The sequence below is a fragment of the Jatrophihabitans sp. genome (assembly GCF_051960575.1).
Taxonomy (GTDB): Bacteria; Actinomycetota; Actinomycetes; order Mycobacteriales; family Jatrophihabitantaceae; genus JBQCEE01.
This window is the reverse complement of record NZ_JBQCEE010000417.1, coordinates 1-13,563: the sequence shown is the minus strand read 5'-3', so window position 1 is coordinate 13,563 and position 13,563 is coordinate 1. Positions and strand designations below refer to the sequence as shown.

Sequence of the window (13,563 nt, the reverse complement as noted above, 5' to 3'; positions counted from 1 at the left end):
GACAACGGTGAGGGTGCCGACGTGCGCTGGTGGGATCTCGACGCCGTCGACGCGTTGCCGCTGCACCCAGCCTTCGCCCAGAGCTGGCCGGCCCTGCGCGACCGCATCGGGCTGGCGCGGCGCACCGGGCGGCCCGCCTGATGCGCATCCTGCTGCCGCCGAGCGAGGGCAAGGCCGTCGGCGGGCGCGGCCGCCCGCTGGCCGCACGGCCCGCCCACCCCCTGCTCGGCGACGCCCGTGCCGAGGTGGTCGGCGCCCTGACCGGGCTGGTCTCGGGCGACGCCGAGAAGGCGGCCGCGGCGTTGCTGCTGCCGCCGTCGGTGCGCGACGCGGCGCTGGCCGCCGACGCGGCGGTGCTCACCGCACCCACGCGTCCGGCGCTGCAGCGCTATCGCGGCGTCGTCTACGACGGGCTCGGCGTCGACGCGTTGCCCGCGGCCGCGCAGCGGCTCGCGGGCCGCAGCGTGCACGTCTTCTCCGGGCTGTTCGGCGTCGTCCGGGGCGACGAACCGGTGCCCGACTACCGCGTCCCGGCTGCGGCCGTGCTGGCCGGGGTCGGCGGCCTGGCGACCTTCTGGCGTCGGGTGCTCACGCCGCTCGCGCGCGACCTGCTCGGCGGCGACCTGCTCGTCGACCTCCGGTCGACCGACTACGCGGCCATGTGGCGGCCGGGGCGGGCCGACCGGGTCGTGACGGTGCGGGCCGTCTCGCGCCTGCCGTCGGGCGGCCTCGGCGTCGTCAGCTACAACAGCAAGTTCGCCAAGGGCCGGCTCGCAGCGGCGCTGCTGTGCCACGTCGCCGACGGCGGCCGGGTCGGCGGCGCCGACGACGTCGCCGGGGCCTGGCGAGCGACGACGGGCAACGTCGCCGAGGTCGACGGGCACCGCGTCACCATCCGCACCGACGCCTGACCGTGCCTCGGGGCTACCCCGCCCGAACCCGGCAGCGCGACGCCCGTCACCATGGTCGCCATGCGCCTGGATCACCTGTCCTACGCCGCCGGCCAGGACGGGCTGGCCGCGTGCGTGCAGCGCATCGGTGCGAAGCTCGGCGCCGCGTTCACCGACGGCGGCGTGCACCCCAGCTTCGGCACCCGCAACTTCGTCCTGCCGCTGGCCGACGGCTGCTACCTCGAGGTCGTCGAGGCGCTCGACCACCCGGCCGTCGACCGGGCGCCGTTCGGCCGCCTGGTGCGCGACAAGACCGCGGCGGGCGGCGGCTGGCTCGCGTGGGTGCTGCAGGTCGACGACCTCGCCCCGATCGAGCGTCGGCTGCACCGCGCCGCCGTGCCCGGACACCGCCGCCGACCCGACGGGGTCGACCTGCGGTGGTGGCAGATCGGCATCAACGACACGACCGACGACCCCCAGCTGCCGTACTTCATCAGCTGGTCGAGCGACCCGGCCGACCACCCGTCGGTGCCGGGGTCGGCCGTGCGGGTGAGCCGGCTCGAGTTCGCCGGCGACGAGGCCACCGTCGACACCTACCTCGGCGTGTCGACCCGGCTGCCGGTCGGGGGCGTGCAGCTGGGCTGGTCCGCGACCGAGGACGAGACCGGGCTCATGCGGGTCACCTTCGAGACCCGCCGCGGCCCCGTCGACATCTTCTGACCACGCTCAACGCGCGTTGAGGGTCGCCAGGTCGGCGACCAGGGTGGCGAGCCGGTCGGGACGGCTCGTCTCGGGGCTGTGGTCGGACGCCCACTCGACGACCTCGCCCGTGCGCGCCGCGAGCACCCGCTGCCGCTCGGGGTGCACCACCTGGTCGTCGGTGCACACGACGTAGCTCGCCGGTCGGCTGCGCCAGGCGACGGCGTCGGGCGTGCCCCGGAACAGCGCGGTCGCCGACGGACGCAGCCGGGCGATCGCCGCGTCGGCCACCGCGTCCGGCACGTCCGGGCCGAACAGCAGCGGCCGCACCACCGCGGGGTCGGGCACCACGGCGTCGCCGCGCACCATGCCGCGCATCGCCAGGTCGAGCGGCGACGCCGGGAGGTCGTGGCCGGCGCAGTTGCGGGCGATGCTCTCCCCCGCGTCCAGGGGGAACGAGGCGACGTAGAGCAGGCGTCGCACCCTCGGGTGCTCGCCGGCCGCCGTGACGACCGCACCGCCGTACGAGTGGCCGACGAGCAGCACGTCGTCGGTGACCTCGTCCAGCAGCCGTCGCACGGAGGCGACGTCGTCGGCGAGGGTGGTGAGCGGCAGGTCGACCGCACTGGACGCGACGCCGGCCGCCGACAGCCGTTCGCGCACGGCGTCCCACACCCAGGCACCGCCCCAGAGGCCGTGCACCAGCACGGCGCGCAGCGGCCCGGTCACTGCTGCTTGCGGTCGGCCTCGGCGGCGATCTCGGCGGCCGCCCGCGCGACCCGCTCGGGCAGGTGCCGGGTCTGCACCGGCAGGCAGATGCGCACGAACTCGACGCCGAAGCTGGTCAGCCGCACGCTGCGCTGCACCAGCTTCGCCGATCGCCCGGCCCGCTTGATCGCCTCCGCCGTCTTGGGCTGGGCCTCGATCACCTGGTAGCGCTGCGGGTTCTCGACCATCTCCTTGCTGAAGTCGATGAGCCCCAGCCGGGCGAGGTTGGTCAGGTAGGGGTCGATGCGGTCGACGTACCGGCACCCGGCGTGCTCGGCGATCATGTTCAGCCCGGCGGCGACCAGCTCGCTGCCGATGCCCAGCGGGCGGAACGTGCGCACGTCGAGCGACGGCTGCGGGCCGTCGAGGTAGAGGACGCGCAGGATGCGCGCCTCGTCCGGGGTGATCTCGGTCAGGATGCGCGCGAAGGCGGGATGGGTGTCCTCGCTGACGTGCACGTCGTTCGAGCGGCGCAGCAGCTCCTCGCCGCGGCGCATCAGCTCGTTGGTCGACTCGACCGTGCGGGCGCGCTCGGCCGGCGCCGGCGCGCTGCTGACGTCGAGGCCGAGCGCCCGCACCGCGTAGTTGCGCAGGTCGTTGGCGGCCTCCTGCACGATCGCCGCCGGCGGCTCGCCCTCGACGGCGCGCTTGGCGATGTAGTTCGCGCTCGACCGGGTGGCCTGCACCGACCAGCTCAGCGCGTTCCAGGCCGAGACGGTGGCGACGCGGGCGAGCCCGGGCACGGCCTTCAGCACGCCGATCGCCGGCGGCACGGGTGGGGTGAAGGGCACCGGCAGGGCGGGCGACGGGGTGGCGCGCTCGGCACCCGTGCCGTCCTGCTCGCTCATACCGATCCCGTTCCCTGACGCCATGCGGGTCAGACTCCGAAGATAGCGAGGTGCAGCAGGCCCGCGAACAGGCCCAGCGCCCCGCCGTGGAAGAACAGCAGCCACTCGTCCTGCTTGATGGCCGAACGCAGCATCTCGACGAAGTCGTCCGGCCCCATCGCCCGCATCTGGGTCGAGATGAAGCGGTAGATCTTGCTCGACTGACGCTTGCTGAACTCGGCGTCGTTGAACGCGATCGGCGCGAAGCCGGTGGCCTCGGTCGCCAGTGACGTGCGGATCGCGTCGTACTCCTTCGAACCGATCGCCAGCCGCACGGCCGCACGTGCGGGACCGACGGCGCGGTCGACGGCCGGGCGCAGCGAGTCCTCGAGCAGCTGCATGGTGCGGTCGCTACGGCGTCCGTTCATGAGCTCGTTGCCGATGTTCTGCAGCGTGATCACCTTGTCGGCGACCATCTGCGAGTACATCTCGGTGACCTCCGACTGCCGCTTGATGAGCAGCCCCTGCCGCCATGGCACCCACTTCTTCGGGTGCACCGGCTCGAAGATCATCTCGATGCCGACCCAGTTCACGACCCAGCCGATGACCACACCGCCGATCGGCAGGATCCACCAGTAGGGCGCGACCTGCAGGATGCCGAACAGGACGAAGCCCATCGGCACGCCGAAGTAGAAGCCGAAGTTCTGCATGAACCGCAGCTCCTTGCGGCCCATGATCAGGAACAACTCGTTCAGCAGTTGCGGGTGCTGCACGAAGTAGTCGATCACCATCAGCTTGGCGTCGATGAGCTGGTCGACGTTCTGCCCGATCTCGTCGGTGATGTGCCGGACGATGGACGGCAGCTGTGACCGCACCCGCGCGAACACCGCCTCCTTGATCACCGGCGGCAGGTCGTTCCAGAGCTGCGGGTTCTCCTTGAGCATGATCGTCTCGACCACGTCGCGGATCTCGGCCTGGGCGATGGCGGCCAGGTGCTCGGCCAGCTTGTCCGGTTCGAGCTCGCGGTAGAAGTCGCTGATGCTGCCGAGCTTGGCGAGCCCCTTGTCGACGGCGATGCTGGCCATCTTGTCGGCGCGTGACGGCACGATGCCCTGCCACCCGACGCGGCCGTCGTGCTGCAGCAGCGGCAGGATCTGCACGCGGCGGGGCAGGTACGGGAACAGCAGTCTGAGACCCGGGATGCGGAAGCCGTAGAACTTCAGCGGCTTGAACAGCATCAGCACGCCGGTCCAGTTGGTGATGTAGCCGATGACGCCGGTGAAGAGCGGGATGCTGATGAGGTCGACCAGCGTCTTGTGGTCCAACCGGAGCCTCCGCCCTCGTGTGCCTGTGTGCAGCCGTCACAGGTTAGCGGTCGGACCCCCGGGGTGCCCGTCGAGCACGCTGCAACGGTCGCCACAGCGCCGCCGCGACGTTCCGTGCGCGTCGCCGGGGTGTCACGGCGACGGCACGGGCCACCCCGTCGCGAGCGCGAGGTCGCGCAGGCCGGTCCAGTCACCACGGGGCGGTCGGGCGGCGACCGGCTCGGCACAGCCGGTGTCGACGAAGGCAGGGACGTCGATGCGCGGCGCCGCGAGGACGGCCGGAGCCCTCAGGTCGAGCGCGTGGAACAGATTGGTCGCGTGACGATCGCGCTCCGCGAGCGGCGCCAGCCCCCACCGCCACTCGATCGCGCGCAGCAGCGAGGTGTGGTCGTACACGAAGTGGTCGACGTGCCCGCGCCGCGCCCTCGGCGAGATGAGGAGGGCGGGGACGCGGAACCCCCGCAGGGCCGTCACGGGCGAGACGTCCGGGGCGGTGGCCGGTGGTACGTGCTCGAAGAAGCCACCCCACTCGTCGAACACGATCACGAGCAGCGTGGTCGGCCACTGCGGGCTGCGGGTGACGGCGTCGTACACCTGCGCCAGGAACCGCTCCCCGGCACGGATGTCCGAGTGGGGGTGGTCGTCACCGGACGTGCCGTCGGTGCCGTCCACGAAGCGGGGCTCGACGTAGGACACCGCCGGGAGCCGTCCGGCCGCGGCGTCGGCCCAGAAGTCGGTCACCGGGTGCCCGAGGTGCAGGTAGGTGTCGCGCCACAGCGCCAGGAACGGGACGTCGCTGTAGTAGTAGCGGGCGGGGACGCCGGCGGCGGCGAGGCGGTCCCAGATGGTCGGGAGGGCGACCGGCGCCAGCGAGTTGCGGATGCGGTCGGTGCGGCCGGCGTGGGTGTAGATGCGGTTCGGGTAGGTGCAGGACATGGTCGCGGCGAACCAGCGGTCGCAGACGGTGAACGCCGGGGCCGCCCGGCCGAGGAACGGCAGGTCGGCACCGGTGAAGTACCCGATCGCGTACTCGTCGTTCGCACCTGCGCGCAGCCACCCGTCGCAGCGGCCGCCGTCGAACTCGATGCGGGCACCGGCCCAGCTGTGGTCGGGATCGTGGAACCCGCAGCCGGCGTCCCGGGTCTGGTGGAACGTCCGGTGCGGCCGCCCGAGTCGGTCGAGGTAGGTGAGCCCTGCCTGGCGTCCGTCTGCACCGGGCAGCCAGCCGAGCAGGTGGTCGAACGAGCGGTTCTCCATCATGACGACCACGATCTGGTCGATGCCGCTGTCGTCGGGCGGCGGCAGGCTCGAGGCAGCGGTCGCCTGGGTCCCGTCCTGGGCCAGGTCGAACCCGGGCACGGCGGCGCCGCCGAGCAGGCCCGCGGCGCCCAGCAGGAACGCCCGACGGGACAAGGACATGCGGCCTCCTCGGGCGTTCACCTGACGGGGCGACCGTAGGTGCGCCCGACTGTTGGAACGCCGTGGGCGACGCCGTCGTCTCAGCGACCGGCCGCGTACCCCTGGGCGCCGCGCGGGTTGGCGGCGGCGCGCAGGAACCCGTCGGCGCCCCGGCTCACCGCCGAGAGCCGCCCGAGCGACCAGCCGTCCACCTCGGTGACCAGGTGTCCCCGGCGCCGGAGGTCGGCGACGGTCGACGCGCCGACCCGCGCCTCGACCACCAGGCCCCGCGGTTCGGCGTCGCGCGGGTAGAACGACGACGGGAAGTGCGTGCTGTGCCAGGTCGGGGCTTCGATGGCCTGCTGCAGGTTCATCCCGAAGACGGTGTGGAACAGGAAGAACGGCAGCTGCCACTGGTCCTGCTGGTCGCCGCCCGGCGTGCCGAAGGCGAGCCACGGCACGCCGTCGCGCAGGGCCAGTGACGGCGAGAGCGTGGTGCGTGGACGCTTGCCCGGGGCCAGCGAGTTCGGCAGGCCCGGTTCCAGCCAGAACATCTGCGCACGCGTGCCGAGTGCGAACCCGAGCCCCGGGATCACCGGCGCGCTCTGCAGCCACCCGCCGCTGGGCGTCGCCGACACCATGTTGCCGAAGCGGTCGACGACGTCGAGGTGGCACGTGTCGCCGCGGGTCGCGCCCCTGGCGTCGACGGCGGGCTCGACGCCCGTGTCCGCGCTCGCGAGCGTCGGCTCGCCGACGCCCGCCGCGGCGGCGCCTGCGACCGGACGCGGCAGGCGTGGCACGCGGCCGGCCGGGGCGCCGGGGCGCAGCTCGCCGCTGGCGGTGTCGGTGACGAGCCGGCGCCGGTCGGCGTTGTAGCCCGGGTCGAGCAGGTCGGCGAGCGGCACGTCGGGCACGTCGCCGTAGAACGCCTCGCGATCGGCGAACGCGAGCTTGGACGCCTCGACCACGGTGTGCACGAACTGCGGGTCGTGCGGCGCGGTGTCACGCCAGTCCAGGCCGTCGAGCAGTGCCAACTGCTGCAGCAGCACCGGGCCCTGGCCCCACGGCGGCGTCTTGCAGACGCGGCACGAGCCGAAGTCGAACGTGGCCGGCGCCTCGAGCGGTGTCGTCCAGGCAGCGAGGTCGTCGGCGGTCAGCACCCCGGCGTGCGGCGTCCCGCTCGTGTCGAGCACCGGAGTACGCACGAACGCGTCGACGGCCTCGGCGACGAAGCCGCGGTGGAAGGCGTCGCGCGCGGCCTGCAGCCCCGCCGAACGGTCCGGCGCGGCCGAGGCGATCGCGGCCAGCCGGCGGTAGGTCCCGGCGAGGGCCGGGTTCCGCAGTCGCGTGCCGGGCGCGGGCACCGCGCCACCGGGCAGCCAGGTGGCCGCGGACGTCGGCCAGTGGTCGGTGAACAGCCGCTCGACGGTGGCGATCGTGCGGCTGATCGCAGGCAGCACCGGGAAGCCCCGCTCGGCGTAGCCGATGGCCGGGTCGAGCACGTCGGCCAGCGGCCACGTGCCGAACCGATCGAGCAGGGTCACCCACGCGTCGAAGGCGGCCGGGACGCAGGCGGCGAGGTGCCCGGTGCCGGGCACGAGATCGAGACCCTCGGCCCGGTAGTGCTCGATCGTGGCGCCGCGCGGCGCCGGCCCCTGCCCCGCCACCACGACGACGTCGTCGCTGCCCGCGGCGCTCACGAGCATCGGCACCTCGCCGCCCGGCCCGTTGAGGTGCGGCTCGACGACCTGCAGCGTGAACCCGGCGGCCGCGGCGGCGTCGAAGGCGTTGCCGCCCCGCTCGAGCACGGCCACGCCCACCGCCGAGGCGAGCCAGTGGGTGGAGGCGACCATGCCGAAGTCACCGGTCAGTTCGGGACGCGTCTGCACCCCTCATGCGTACCCGACGTGTTCCGTCACGCATGTCCGCCGGGCCGCCTCCCCCGGCGGGTACATCGCTGGTCGTGCCGAACCCCGCCGCCCTGCGTGACCGCGCCGTCGCCGCCCTCGAGCAGCGCTCGCCCCGGCGACTGCGGCCGCTCGTCCGCCCACTCGCAGCGGGTGTGGCCGGCACGGCGGTCATGACCGCGACGCTCTGGGCGGAGCAGGCCGCGCGGCGCCGGCTCTCCCCCGGCTTCACCGGCGTCGTCGACTACGACGCCAGCCCGCACGTCGTGCAGGCCGCCGCCGCGGTGCTGCACCGCATGCCGCGCACGCCCGCCGGACGGCAGGCCCTGTTCCTGCTCGTCCACTGGGGGTACGGCTCGGCCGTCGCGCTGGGCCACCCGGCGGCGCAGCGTCTGGCCGGCGGCGAGCGGCGCGGCGACCTCGCCTTCTACGCGGCGTGCCAGGCGATGGCACTGACGCTGTTCCCGACGCTCGGCGGCACGCCCCCGCCGTGGGCCTGGCGTCGGTCGGTGCTGGTCAGCTCGTTCGTCCAGCACGCGGTGTACGCCGGCGTGGTCGCGGCGGTCGACCGCCCGGCCCGCTGATCAGCCGCCGGCCATCGCTCCGACGATGAGGTAGGGCTCCTGTCCGGTGGCCACCGCCTCCGGCAGCGGCGCGTCCGGCGCCTCGTGCGAGAGGTCCTCGCCGCAGGCGAAGAACCGCACGAAGGCCCGCCGACGGTCGGAGCCCGGCTCACGCAGCGTGCCGCGCAGCGCCGGCCAGCGCTGCTCGATCGCGTCGATGACGGCGCGCTGGGTGGGCTCGGCGTCGAGCTGCACCTCGCGGTCACAGCGTGCCAGCTGGCGCAGCGGTGCCGGCAGCACCACCCGGATCACAGCGTCTGCGCCTCGACCGACAGCACCGGCGGCAGGTCACGCACGATCGCCTGCCACGTGTCGCCCGAGTCGGCCGAGCCGTAGACCTGGCCGCCGGTCGTCCCGACGTAGACGCCGCACGAGTCGAGCGCGTCGACGGCCATCGCGTCACGCAGCACGTCGACGTAGCAGTGCTCCTGCGGCAGCCCGGCGGTGAGCGGCTCCCACTCGTCGCCGCCGGTGCGGCTGCGGTACACGCGCAGCTTCCCCTCGGGCGGGAAGTGGTGGCCGTCGCTCGTGATCGGCACGACGTAGACGGTCTCCGGCTCGTGCGCGTGCACGGCGATCGGGAACCCGAAGTCGCTGGGCAGGTTGCCGCTGATCTCCGTCCAGTGCTCGCCGCCGTCGTCCGAGCGCATGACGTCCCAGTGCTTCTGCATGAAGAGGGTGTCCGGACGACTCGGGTGCATCGCGAGGTCGTGCACGCAGTGGCCGACCGACGCCGCCGGTGCGGGGATGCCGTCGGACAGCAGGCCGCCGTTGATCGGGCGCCAGCTCTGCCCGGCGTCGTCGCTGCGGAAGACGCCGGCCGCCGAGATGGCGACGGTGATGCGGTCGGGACGCGTCGGGTCGAGCAGCACCGTGTGCAGGCACATGCCACCCGCGCCCGGCTGCCACTGCGGCCCCGACTCGTGCTCCCGCAGCGCCGTGAGCTCCTGCCACGACGCGCCGCCGTCGGCGCTGCGGAACAGGGCGGCGTCCTGCACCCCGGCGTAGAGCAGGTCGGGGTCGGTCGCCGACGGCTCGAGGTGCCACACCCGGCTGAACTCCCAGGGCCGCAGCGTGCCGTCGTACCACTGGTGCTGCCCTGCCTCGGTCGCGTAGCGGAAGTCGTTGCCGACCGCGTCCCAGGTGCGGCCGCCGTCGTCCGAGCGCTGGATCACCTGCCCGAACCAGCCGCTGCTCGGCGCGGCCCAGACGCGGTCCGGATCGGCCGGCGACCCCGCGACGTGGTAGGCCTCCCAGCCCGCGAAGTGCGGGCCCTGGACGTCCCAGTGCTGCCGTGCCTCGTCCGAGGTGAGCACGAACGCACCCTTGCGCGTGCCGACGAGCAGCCGTACCCCAGCCATCGCGATCCCCTGTCCGGTCGGTCGTGGTGCCCCATCGTGCCCGCGCACGACCGCGGAGGGAAGATCGAACTGCGATCGCCCCTACAGCGGCGTGACGTACGCGCCGCTGATGCCGCCGTCGACCAGGAACGTGGACGCGGTGATGAACGACGCGTCGTCGCTGGCCAGGAACGTCACCGCGGACGCGATCTCGTCGGCCTCGGCGAAGCGGCCCATCGGGATGTGGACGAGCCGGCGCGCCGCACGTTCGGGGTCCTTCGCGAACAGCTCCTGCAGCAGCGGGGTGTTCACCGGCCCGGGGCAGAGCGCGTTCACCCGAACACCGTCGCGGGCGAACTGCACGCCGAGCTCGCGACTCATCGCGAGCACGCCGCCCTTGCTGGCGGTGTAGCTGATCTGCGAGGTGGCTGAGCCCATGACGGCCACGAAGGACGCGGTGTTGATGATCGATCCGCCGCCGCCCGCGCGCATGTGCCCGATCGCGTACTTGCAGCACAGGTAGACCGAGGTGAGGTTGACCTCCTGCACGCGGCGCCAGGCGTCGAGACCGGTGTCGAGGATCGAGTCGTCGTCGGGCGGCGAGATGCCGGCGTTGTTGAAGGCGATGTCGAGCCGGCCGTACTGGTCGACGGTCTGCTGGAAGGCCGCCTGCACCTGCTGCTCGTCGGTGACGTCGAGCGCGACGAACGACCCGCCGACCTCGGCCGCCGCCTTCTCGCCGGCCTCGGCGTCGACGTCGGCGCAGACGACCACGGCGCCCTCGCGGGCGAAGCGGCGGGCGGTGGCGAGACCGATGCCGCTGGCGGCGCCGGTGATCACGGCGACCTTGCCGGCGAGGCGTCCGGTCGGTGCGGTCATGACAGCTCCTTCGTCGAGATGAAGACGTTCTTGGTCTCGGTGAACGCGAGCGGCGCGTCGGGGCCCAGCTCGCGGCCGAGGCCGCTGGACTTGAAGCCGCCGAACGGTGTCCAGTAGCGCACGGACGAGTTCGAGTTGACCGACAGGTTGCCCGCCTCGATCCCCCGGCTGACCCGCAGGGCCCGGCCGACGTCCCGCGTCCAGATCGACCCGGACAGCCCGAAGTCGCTGTCGTTGGCGATCCGGACGGCGTCGGCCTCGTCGTCGAACGGCAGGACAGCGACGACCGGGCCGAAGATCTCGTCCCGCAGCAGCGGGTCGTCGGCGCGGCGCGGCGTGACGACCGTCGGCGGGAACCAGAACCCCGGGCCGGTAGGCGCCGAGCCGCGGAAGGCGACGACGCTGTCGTCGGGCAGGAAGGCGGCGACCCGATCGCGCTGCGTCGCGCTGATGAGCGGCCCCATCTCGGCCGTCTCGTCGGCCGGGTCGGTGACGACGACGCGCTGCACCGCGGCCTCGAACAGCTCCATGAACCGGTCGTAGGCCGAGCCCTGCACCAGGATGCGCGAGCGCGCGCAGCAGTCCTGCCCCGCGTTGTCGAACACGGCGTACGGCGCGGCGGCGGCCGCGGCCTCGAGGTCGGCGTCGGCGAAGACGACGTTGGCGCTCTTGCCGCCGAGTTCCAGGGTGACCGGCTTGACCCGCGCCGCGCAGCCCGCCATCACCTGCTTGCCCACCGCGGTCGAGCCGGTGAAGACGATCTTCGCGACGTCCGGGTGCTCGACGAGCCGCTGCCCCACCACCTTCCCCTCACCGGGCACCACCTGCAGCACGTGCTCGGGCAGGCCCGCCTCCAGCGCGAGTTCGGCGAGCCGCAGCGCGCTGAGCGGCGTGTACTCGGCGGGCTTCAGCACGACCGTGTTGCCGGCGGCGAGCGCCGGGCCGAACGCCCATGACGCGATCGGCATGGGGAAGTTCCACGGCACGATCGCCCCGACCACGCCGAGCGGCTCGTGGAAGGTGACGTCGATGCCGTCGGCGACGGGGATCTGCCGGCCGATCAGCCGCTCCGGCGCGCCCGCGTAGTAGGCGAGCACGTCGCGGACGTTGCCCGCCTCCCATCGCGCGTTGCCGATGGTGTGCCCGGCGTTCTCGACCTCGATGCGGGCGAGCCGTTCGAGGTCGGCGTCGACGGCCTCTGCGAAGCGTCGCAGCAGGCGGGCGCGGTCGCCCGGCGCCACCGCGCGCCACTGCGCGAAGGCCGCGCGTGAGCGGGCGACGGCGGCGTCGGTGGCGTCCGCGTCGGCCAGCTCGACGGTGGTGACGACGGCCTCGGAGGCCGGGTTGACGACGTCGTAGCTGCTGGTCACACGCTCACATCCGCTCGAAGCTGCGCACACGCTCCCACTCGGTGACCACCGCGTCGAACGCGGTCACCTCCACGCGGGCGGCGTTGACGTAGTGGTCGACCACCGCGTCGCCGAACGCGGCGCGGGCGATGGTGCTCGCCTCGAGCAGGTCGGCCGCGTCGGTGAGCCGGCTCGGCACGCGCGGGGCGTCGGCGGCGTAGCCGTTGCCGTCGAAGGCCGGTTCGAGCGGCAGCTCGTGCTCGACGCCGTGCAGGCCCGCGGCGATCATCGCCGCGACGGCGAGGTACGGGTTCACGTCGCCGCCGGGCAGCCGGTTCTCGAAGCGCAGGCTCGGGCCGTGCCCGACGGTGCGGATCGCGCAGGTGCGGTTGTCGAAGCCCCACAGCACCGCGGTCGGCGCGAACGTGTTCGGCTGGAACCGCTTGTACGAGTTGATGTTCGGCGCGAAGAAGTAGCTCAGCTCGCGCAGCGCGGCGAGCTGGCCCGCGACGAAGTGTTCGTAGACGGGCGACACCCCACCCGGGCCGTCGCCGGCGAAGACCGGGTCACCGGTGGGCGTGCGCAGCGACAGGTGGATGTGGCACGAGTTGCCTTCACGTTCGTTGTACTTGGCCATGAAGGTCAGCGAGCAGCCGCGATGGGCGGCGATCTCCTTGGCACCGGTCTTGTAGACGACGTGGTTGTCGCACGTCGTGAGGGCGTCGGTGTACCGGAAGGCGATCTCGTGCTGGCCCGGGTTGCACTCGCCCTTCGCCGACTCGACCTGCAGGCCTGCGCCGCTCATGCCGAGGCGCAGCGCGCGCAGCAGCGGCTCGACGCGTCCGGTACCGACGACCGAGTAGTCGACGTTGTAGCGGTTCGCCGGCGTCAGGCCGCGGTAGCCCTTGTCCCAGGCCTGTTCGTAGGTGTCCTCGAAGACGATGAACTCGAGCTCGGTGCCGACCATCGCCTGCCAGCCGTGCTCGGCCAGCCGGTCGAGCTGGCGGCGCAGGATCTGTCGCGGCGACTCGGCGACATCGGTGCCGTCGGGCCACTGCACGTCGCTCAGCAGCAGCGCCGTGCCCTCCTGCCACGGCAGCCGCCGCAACGTCGACAGGTCGGGCACCATCACCAGGTCGCCGTAGCCGCGCTCCCACGACGAGATGGCATAGCCGCCCACGGTGTTCATCTCGACGTCGACGGCGAGCAGGTAGTTGCACCCCTCGCTGCCGTGCTTCACGACCTCGTCCAGGAAGTAGTGGGCGTCGAGCCGCTTGCCCTGCAGCCGGCCCTGGATGTCGGTCATGGCGAGCACGACGGTGTCGATGCGGCCGGCCGTGATGTCCGCCCGCAGTTGGTCGAGCGTCAGCGGTGCGGCGGGGGGCTCGGAGGTCATGCCGACGCGCCTCTCGCTAGAAGGTGTTGGGACCGTACCTTCAGGTCGACACTCAGTTCAAGAACCCGCGCAGCAATGCGGCGGTGCCGTCGACGTGCTCCTCCATCTCGACGCGGGCGCGGTCGACCTGGCCGCCCAGGATCGCCTCGACGATCGCCGCGT

The 13,563-nt window shown here is 73.1% G+C and carries 13 protein-coding genes and 1 pseudogene; 3 read left to right on the top strand and 11 right to left on the bottom strand.

What is annotated here, in order from left to right:
- Nucleotides 1-140 precede the first annotated feature (140 nt).
- Nucleotides 141-911 carry a peroxide stress protein YaaA gene (yaaA, locus tag ACTHMS_RS23210; protein WP_440309024.1) on the top strand — a complete coding sequence of 257 codons (771 nt, stop codon included), beginning with the start codon at nucleotides 141-143 and terminating at the stop codon, nucleotides 909-911.
- A gap of 60 nt (nucleotides 912-971) precedes the next feature.
- A complete protein-coding gene (locus tag ACTHMS_RS23205) occupies nucleotides 972-1,610 on the top strand; it encodes a VOC family protein (RefSeq protein WP_440309023.1) in 639 nt (212 codons plus the stop codon).
- A gap of 6 nt (nucleotides 1,611-1,616) precedes the next feature.
- On the opposite strand, the gene ACTHMS_RS23200 is transcribed toward ACTHMS_RS23205, so the two are convergent.
- The 5 genes from ACTHMS_RS23200 to ACTHMS_RS23180 all read right to left on the bottom strand — a co-directional run bounded on the left by ACTHMS_RS23200 (nucleotide 1,617) and on the right by ACTHMS_RS23180 (nucleotide 7,760).
- On the bottom strand, nucleotides 1,617-2,318 hold the full coding sequence (locus ACTHMS_RS23200; RefSeq protein ID WP_440309022.1) for an alpha/beta fold hydrolase: 702 nt from the start codon (nucleotides 2,316-2,318) through the stop codon (nucleotides 1,617-1,619).
- Nucleotides 2,315-3,205 (bottom strand): Abi-alpha family protein, encoded by an 891-nt coding sequence (locus ACTHMS_RS23195; protein ID WP_440309021.1) that lies wholly within the window; start codon nucleotides 3,203-3,205, stop codon nucleotides 2,315-2,317. Before ACTHMS_RS23195 ends, ACTHMS_RS23200 begins: the two co-directional genes overlap by 4 nt.
- A 29-nt stretch (nucleotides 3,206-3,234) precedes the next feature.
- The gene (locus ACTHMS_RS23190; RefSeq protein ID WP_440309020.1) at nucleotides 3,235-4,509 is read right to left on the bottom strand and encodes a hypothetical protein; all 1,275 of its coding nucleotides are present in this window, start codon (nucleotides 4,507-4,509) and stop codon (nucleotides 3,235-3,237) included.
- 132 nt (nucleotides 4,510-4,641) lie between these two features.
- Nucleotides 4,642-5,928, bottom strand: coding sequence for an alkaline phosphatase family protein (locus ACTHMS_RS23185; protein WP_440309019.1), 1,287 nt, complete (start codon nucleotides 5,926-5,928; stop codon nucleotides 4,642-4,644).
- Nucleotides 5,929-6,008: 80 nt separating this feature from the next.
- Nucleotides 6,009-7,760: a gamma-glutamyltransferase family protein gene (locus ACTHMS_RS23180; protein WP_440309025.1), complete on the bottom strand. Its 1,752-nt coding sequence runs from the start codon at nucleotides 7,758-7,760 to the stop codon at nucleotides 6,009-6,011.
- Nucleotides 7,761-7,870: 110 nt separating this feature from the next.
- On the opposite strand from ACTHMS_RS23180, the gene ACTHMS_RS23175 reads away from it, so the two are divergent.
- Nucleotides 7,871-8,398 (top strand): hypothetical protein, encoded by a 528-nt coding sequence (locus tag ACTHMS_RS23175; RefSeq protein ID WP_440309018.1) that lies wholly within the window; start codon nucleotides 7,871-7,873, stop codon nucleotides 8,396-8,398.
- Here ACTHMS_RS23175 and ACTHMS_RS23170 read toward each other — a convergent pair whose 3' ends face one another.
- The 6 genes and pseudogenes from ACTHMS_RS23170 to ACTHMS_RS23145 all read right to left on the bottom strand — a co-directional run.
- Complete coding sequence (locus tag ACTHMS_RS23170) at nucleotides 8,399-8,689, bottom strand: MoaD/ThiS family protein (RefSeq protein WP_440309017.1); 291 nt, start codon at nucleotides 8,687-8,689, stop codon at nucleotides 8,399-8,401.
- Nucleotides 8,686-9,798: a WD40/YVTN/BNR-like repeat-containing protein gene (locus ACTHMS_RS23165; RefSeq protein ID WP_440309016.1), complete on the bottom strand. Its 1,113-nt coding sequence runs from the start codon at nucleotides 9,796-9,798 to the stop codon at nucleotides 8,686-8,688. Before ACTHMS_RS23165 ends, ACTHMS_RS23170 begins: the two co-directional genes overlap by 4 nt.
- A gap of 81 nt (nucleotides 9,799-9,879) precedes the next feature.
- On the bottom strand, nucleotides 9,880-10,656 hold the full coding sequence (locus ACTHMS_RS23160) for a 3-oxoacyl-ACP reductase (RefSeq protein WP_440309015.1): 777 nt from the start codon (nucleotides 10,654-10,656) through the stop codon (nucleotides 9,880-9,882).
- Nucleotides 10,653-12,026, bottom strand: coding sequence for an aldehyde dehydrogenase family protein (locus ACTHMS_RS23155; RefSeq protein WP_440309014.1), 1,374 nt, complete (start codon nucleotides 12,024-12,026; stop codon nucleotides 10,653-10,655). Before ACTHMS_RS23155 ends, ACTHMS_RS23160 begins: the two co-directional genes overlap by 4 nt.
- A gap of 4 nt (nucleotides 12,027-12,030) precedes the next feature.
- Complete coding sequence (locus tag ACTHMS_RS23150) at nucleotides 12,031-13,401, bottom strand: glutamine synthetase family protein (protein WP_440309013.1); 1,371 nt, start codon at nucleotides 13,399-13,401, stop codon at nucleotides 12,031-12,033.
- Nucleotides 13,402-13,453: 52 nt separating this feature from the next.
- Nucleotides 13,454-13,563 (bottom strand): annotated as a pseudogene (locus ACTHMS_RS23145) (GntR family transcriptional regulator); the annotation flags it as partial.

Coding starts and splice junctions, on each gene's coding strand:
- yaaA (WP_440309024.1), top strand. CDS start 141: ATGCGCATCCTGCTGCCGCCGAGCGAGGGCAAGGCCGTCGGCGGGCGC.
- ACTHMS_RS23205 (WP_440309023.1), top strand. CDS start 972: ATGCGCCTGGATCACCTGTCCTACGCCGCCGGCCAGGACGGGCTGGCC.
- ACTHMS_RS23195 (WP_440309021.1), bottom strand. CDS start 3,205: ATGAGCGAGCAGGACGGCACGGGTGCCGAGCGCGCCACCCCGTCGCCC.
- ACTHMS_RS23185 (WP_440309019.1), bottom strand. CDS start 5,928: ATGTCCTTGTCCCGTCGGGCGTTCCTGCTGGGCGCCGCGGGCCTGCTC.
- ACTHMS_RS23180 (WP_440309025.1), bottom strand. CDS start 7,760: ATGGTCGCCTCCACCCACTGGCTCGCCTCGGCGGTGGGCGTGGCCGTG.
- ACTHMS_RS23165 (WP_440309016.1), bottom strand. CDS start 9,798: ATGGCTGGGGTACGGCTGCTCGTCGGCACGCGCAAGGGTGCGTTCGTG.
- ACTHMS_RS23160 (WP_440309015.1), bottom strand. CDS start 10,656: ATGACCGCACCGACCGGACGCCTCGCCGGCAAGGTCGCCGTGATCACC.
- ACTHMS_RS23150 (WP_440309013.1), bottom strand. CDS start 13,401: ATGACCTCCGAGCCCCCCGCCGCACCGCTGACGCTCGACCAACTGCGG.